General features: G+C 70.6%; 4 protein-coding genes and 2 pseudogenes. 3 read left to right on the top strand and 3 right to left on the bottom strand.

The window, feature by feature from the left end:
- Positions 1 to 439 precede the first annotated feature (439 nt).
- A complete protein-coding gene (locus AOK24_RS42770; RefSeq protein ID WP_240554397.1) occupies positions 440 to 856 on the bottom strand; it encodes a pilin in 417 nt (138 codons plus the stop codon).
- Positions 856 to 1773 carry a hypothetical protein gene (locus tag AOK24_RS42775; protein ID WP_055725247.1) on the bottom strand — a complete coding sequence of 306 codons (918 nt, stop codon included), beginning with the start codon at positions 1771 to 1773 and terminating at the stop codon, positions 856 to 858. Before AOK24_RS42775 ends, AOK24_RS42770 begins: the two co-directional genes overlap by 1 nt.
- Positions 1774 to 2634: 861 nt before the next feature.
- On the opposite strand from AOK24_RS42775, the gene AOK24_RS42780 reads away from it, so the two are divergent.
- The 3 genes and pseudogenes from AOK24_RS42780 to AOK24_RS51950 all read left to right on the top strand — a co-directional run.
- The gene (locus AOK24_RS42780) at positions 2635 to 3279 is read left to right on the top strand and encodes a DUF2637 domain-containing protein (RefSeq protein WP_055725248.1); all 645 of its coding nucleotides are present in this window, start codon (positions 2635 to 2637) and stop codon (positions 3277 to 3279) included.
- A 199-nt stretch (positions 3280 to 3478) separates the two neighbouring features.
- Complete coding sequence (locus AOK24_RS42785; RefSeq protein WP_159052204.1) at positions 3479 to 3910, top strand: hypothetical protein; 432 nt, start codon at positions 3479 to 3481, stop codon at positions 3908 to 3910.
- A gap of 348 nt (positions 3911 to 4258) precedes the next feature.
- Positions 4259 to 4547: pseudogene (locus AOK24_RS51950) on the top strand (hypothetical protein); the annotation flags it as partial.
- A 158-nt stretch (positions 4548 to 4705) separates the two neighbouring features.
- Here the strand turns inward: AOK24_RS51950 and AOK24_RS42795 are convergent.
- Positions 4706 to 5042 (bottom strand): annotated as a pseudogene (locus tag AOK24_RS42795) (alkene reductase); the annotation flags it as partial.

Raw genomic sequence — 5042 nt, forward strand, 5'->3', positions numbered from 1 at the left:
GTGGTGAGGAGGGTGTCGCTGAGGAGGTCGAGCAGGGGGTTGAGCGCGGACTGGACGACCGTTTTGAAGAAGCCGGTGATCGCACTGCTGATGCCCTTGGCGATCCACCCGGAGATCCCGCCGCCCCCGCCCGGGACAGGAAGTGCGGCTGGAGGCAGGGCGCTGGCGGTCGGCACCGGGGAAGAGGACGTACCGGGCTGGGGGATGCAGTCCGCACACGGAGACGCCGTACCCGACGGTGCCGGAACCGGGCTCGCGGACGCGGTCGGCGCGGGCGCCGGGGCGGGACTCGGGCTCGGGTCGGCGACGGCGGTGACCACCGAGGCGCACACCGCCAGTGCCACGAACCCGAGCACCAGGACCCGGCGCCGGAGCCGCCGTCCACGACGTCGCGGCGAAGCTGCCGCGGGACGGGGCGGTTGGGCGGACGGGGTGTCCATCAGGCGCCCACGATTCCCTTGAGGATCTCGACGATGAGCGGCGCGAGCACGACGATGCCGTATCCCCAGCCGGCGCCCCTGAAGGCGATCTTGGCCTTCTCGACCTCGCCGGGGTCGCCGCCGGCCATCATGTAGCGCAGGCCGCCGATCGACAGGAACACCGTGGCCAGCGTGGCCGCGATGCCCATGATCCAGTTGCGGATGTTGGTGAGGACTTCGTTCACCGACGCCGCTGCCCCCAGGGGCTGCCCGGGTTCGGCTGCCGACGCGGACGACGCCTCCAGCAGACACACGGCCAGCACGGCCCCGGTGAGCAGCAGCCACCAGAACGTCCAGCGCCGGTCCGGGGCGACAGCCCGGTTGAGTGCTGCGCGGCCTCGGGCGGTGGCGTGGCGGAGAAGGGGTGCCTGTCGCATCAGTTCGCCTCCGGAGCCGAAGGGGACGGGGAAGGGGGTGGGGAACCCCCGCACTTCAAAAGGCCGGATTCCGGGCCGTTTTTAGCCATGCCCCGCGAAGATTTCTCCCCGAGTTCCGTCGCGCCGCGCCCCGGCGGGGTCGTCTGGGGCAGAGGCAGCGCATCCATCGCGGCGGGTTCGCTGCGGGCCTCGTCGTGGAGGAAGGCGGCGAGGCGGGCTTCCGCGCGGTGGCGGGTCTTGTAGGCGGCGTTGGGGGTGGTCCGGTGGCGGACTGCCCAGTCGGTGACGGTCGTGTCGTCGAGGCGGGTGGTCCCGATGAGGTCCGCCTCGGTCCGGGTCAGGACCGCTTCCCGGACCGCCCGCGCGAGCACGAGGTCCGGGTGGCCCCACGGGGGGCGTGGTACGGACGGCCCGAACCCCGGCGCCACCGGGATCGGCGCGTTCAAGGCCTTGGTCACGGCGGCGTGCCCCTGCCGGTAGGCGGCCCACCGCAGCCGGGGAAGGACCCGGGGTCGGACCACGTCGACGGACGCGAGTGCGCACAGGAACCCGGAAAGGACCTCGGCCTGGACGTCGGACGCCTCCCCGGGGAAGTAGTCCGTGAGGCGCCGTACGACTCCGGCGAGAGCGGGCAGCGCCATACCGGCGCACGCCAGGACCCAGACGGCGCCGTCACGGCGCGAGCGGCGTACGAGGTGGGTCCAGACGGCGTCGCGGGTGAGGCGGGGGCAGGCGGGCTGGAGGAGCAGTCGGCGCAGTTCGTCGAGGGGGACGGGGCGGTGGGGCAGGCCGTGGTACTGGCGGCCGTCCACGGTCAGCGGCTCGGGTCCGGTGACCAGCAGGGTGAAGCGTTCCCGGACGGTGTCCAGCGGCAGAACAGGGGTATTGCGGCGCTCTTCGGGGCTGGAGGAAGCCATGGCCCGGCGCCTCCTCAGGTAGGGGAAAGGGGACGCCCCTACAGGAGCGGAGTGGCGACAAGGAAACACCAAACAGTGACAATTGGCGCCGCATGACAGCAGGGGCCTTCCGCTGAAGAGGCTGCTGAAAGAAGCGAGGTCAGACCGGGGGAGGGGAGTGAGAGCCGACTCCCGTGCTGGTGCGGCCGGTCCGGGCTTTAGGAGTGATGCAGGTCCTCTTTAACCGGTCCTGCTGGACGGAACTCCGGACGTTCTTCGGCGGAGCGTGGCTAAAACAGGGTTAAATTCCGGTCTTTTTAGGTGCAGGTGACGCGCGGGTGCCTGCCCGAGGAGACCGAGAATGCGCCCCCGACACCACACGAGGACCAGCTACCGCAGGGACTTGAAGGACCGTCAGGACCGGAAGCCGACTCCCCTCGCGCCGGTGGCCGTCGGTCCCGGGTCCGTAAGCGGACTCGGGAGGCTGACGGGAGGCGGGTATCGGCCGGCCCACCGGCTCCCAGGGACGGGGGCGGTCGCTCCACCGACTCGTCGCCGCAGGAACCGGTCCGAGCAGTCCGTATCCGGACCACATCGCGGCACTCTCCGTCGCTCGGGCGAGACCCGGGAAAGGCTCCGCGAGTCCGCCGAGGACACCGGACGGACTCACCACCGGCACGCTCGGATCCCACACCACCCCGGTCTCGCCACGGCGGAGCAGAAAAGCGGTACGACGCCGCGTGCCGCAAGGGCACCTGGGCGCAGGCGCCCGCCGAGGACCAGTACATCGAAGCGGGCGGCTGCGCGCGACGAGAAGCCGTCGCACCGGCAGAACGTTCCGCACCGACCGGACACCGGAACACCGCGAGGGACCCGGAGCAGATGACGGGAAACGACGACACCTCCACGCCCTCCGGCCGACGCGCCCACGATCTCGACACCTGGGTGCGCCCGGTGTGCGCGTTCACCGTCGCGGCAGTCGCCGCCTACGCCTCCTACATCCACCAACGCGACTTCGCCCTCCAGGGAGGCGCGGACACGGTCAGCGCGTCCCTCTGGCCGCTCTCCGTCGACGGGCTCCTCCTCCTGTCCACCGCCGGGCTCCTCAAACACCCCGGAGAGCTCTCGCGCCGCGCCCGCTGGTCGGTCCGCGCCTCCTTCCTCCTCGGCATCGCGGTCTCCCTGGCCGCGAACATCGCCGCCGCTCCCACCGCGCAGTGGAAACCGGTCCTCGTCGCGGGCTGGCCCCCGGTCGCGCTGCTGCTCTCGGTCGAACTCCTCATCCACCACCCCGAACCCACATCGCCGGACCACAGCACTGCCGAAGAAGCCGACCTCGTACAAAGAGCCAGAAGCATCGACGCCCGGCACCGGGAACGCCATCTACGACCCGCATCCGCGGAGACCCTCCGCAAGCAACTCCACATCGGCGCCGCCCGATCCCGGGAACTGGCAGCCGCAGTCCGGGACAACACCGGCTCTGGGCGGGGCGTACGGGGGAGTAAAAGCGGCCCGAGTGAGAGGTGAAGGGCGTGGCGTTCCAGTACGACAGCGGTGGCGGACCGTTGACACGGCCTGCGCCTTCACGGAGGTCCGTTCGCTGGATGCCCTCCGGTTTCTGGTCAACCTCCAACCTTTCAGGTTCCGCACGCCCTGCTGCCGTATGAGGCTTTTGCCCGCACCGCCACGAGCGCGCCGTACAGGTGCTGAAAGAAGTGGGAGAGCAATGTCTCGACTCGTACGCAAGGCGGCTGTGGGGCTCCTGGCCGTATGCGGGGCTGTCGGCCTTGCGAACGGCCCGGCGTCAGCGGCGGATTACCCGACGGACCACTTCGTCGTCGGCAACGACTCCGGCCGTACCTACGGTGACATCACCTGGTACAACCGCACCGCGAACATCACAGGCACCGTGGCGGACCATACGTCCGGCGGCTACACCACGGCCTACTTCGAAGCCTTCGCGGGATCGACGAAGATCGATTCCGTGACCAGGAGCGCCAACGACGAGAGCGACCTCGGGGAGTGGCGGGGCTTCAACTTCACGATCGGCGACACGGACCTGACCGGTGGAATCGACCGCATCAAGGTCACCGTGTGCCGGCACTATTCCTCGGGCTCCGACGTGTGCTCTGCGCCCGAGAACTACTCCAAGTCCTGAGACGCGAGGACCACGGCCGGGGTCGTGCGTGGTCTGCCGACAGGTCCGGGCACCCGCGGGGCCGGCCATGACCTGATCGACGGCTCGCGCGTCACCGGCCTGGCCGGGGTCGAGGATGAAGGCTCGAACTGCCGGGGCTCCGGTCCCGGCAGTTCGAGCCTTCGTGATCCACGAGGACGTCCGGGCCTGCGAGCCGGCACCGAGGGTTCACCGGCTCGCCGTCGGTGCCGCCGTCACCGGAACGGGTGCTCATGGAGGTCGCCGACGTTTTGATCTCCGCGGAGCGCCTCCGCCGGCTGCCTGGCCAGCACTCCCGACCATCGATCGGGGCCGACCGCATGCATCGCCCTAGTCTCCCGGCTCGTCAACTCCACGCCCCGCGACGGCGTCCCGCTATCCGGCCAGGACTTCGACAACGACTTCCTGCTCCTGGTCGTCGCCGGCAATCGCGACGAAGCCGTCTTCGGCGACCCCTACGACTTCGACGTCACCCGCACCGGCAACGACCACGTCACCTTCGGCAAGGGCGGCCCCCCTCGCGAGCATCCGCCTCACCGGGGACGTCCCCCGCGTCCGCTCCAACTTCGTCAACGGCATCGCATCACGGGGGTGGGGTGCCTGGGCGGTCGCGCGGTGACGCAGTGGCCGCGCGGTCCCACAGCGCGGCGGACAACACGGCGGGCCGGGCCGCACTCGATCCGCTGCTCAGGTGAAGGGGAGCGGCCCGTCCAGCAGCCAGGTGCGTACGCCGAAGCGCCCGAGGAAGGCCACTCCCTCAGGCGCCGGGTGTTCTGGTCAGCCGGTGTAGGTGGGGTAGTCGGTGTAGCCGGCCGCGCCGCCGCCGTAGAAGGTGGTGGGGTCGGGGGTGTTCAGGGGTGCGCCCGCGCGTATGCGCTCGACCAGGTCGGGGTTGGCGAGGGCCAGGGAGCCCACGGTGATGACGTCGGCGATGCCGTTGTCGATGTCCTTGGCGCGGGTGGCGATGTCGGTGCCGGCGCGGTTGAGGATCAGCGTGTTGGGCCACAGCTCGCGCAGCGTGCGCAGGAGTTCCTCGTCGCCGCCGTGGGCGAGGTGCAGGTAGGCGAGGTCGAGGGGGGCGAGGGCGCGGACGAGGTGGGGGTAGAGCTCGTGG

It is taken from the genome of Streptomyces niveiscabiei (assembly GCF_001419795.1).
Lineage (GTDB): Bacteria > Actinomycetota > Actinomycetes > Streptomycetales > Streptomycetaceae > Streptomyces > Streptomyces niveiscabiei.

Bases quoted from the DNA above. Each gene is read 5' to 3' on its own strand.
- AOK24_RS42770 (WP_240554397.1), bottom strand. From the start codon at position 856: ATGCGACAGGCACCCCTTCTCCGCCACGCCACCGCCCGAGGCCGCGCA.
- AOK24_RS42775 (WP_055725247.1), bottom strand. From the start codon at position 1,773: ATGGCTTCCTCCAGCCCCGAAGAGCGCCGCAATACCCCTGTTCTGCCG.
- AOK24_RS42780 (WP_055725248.1), top strand. From the start codon at position 2,635: ATGACGGGAAACGACGACACCTCCACGCCCTCCGGCCGACGCGCCCAC.
- AOK24_RS42785 (WP_159052204.1), top strand. From the start codon at position 3,479: ATGTCTCGACTCGTACGCAAGGCGGCTGTGGGGCTCCTGGCCGTATGC.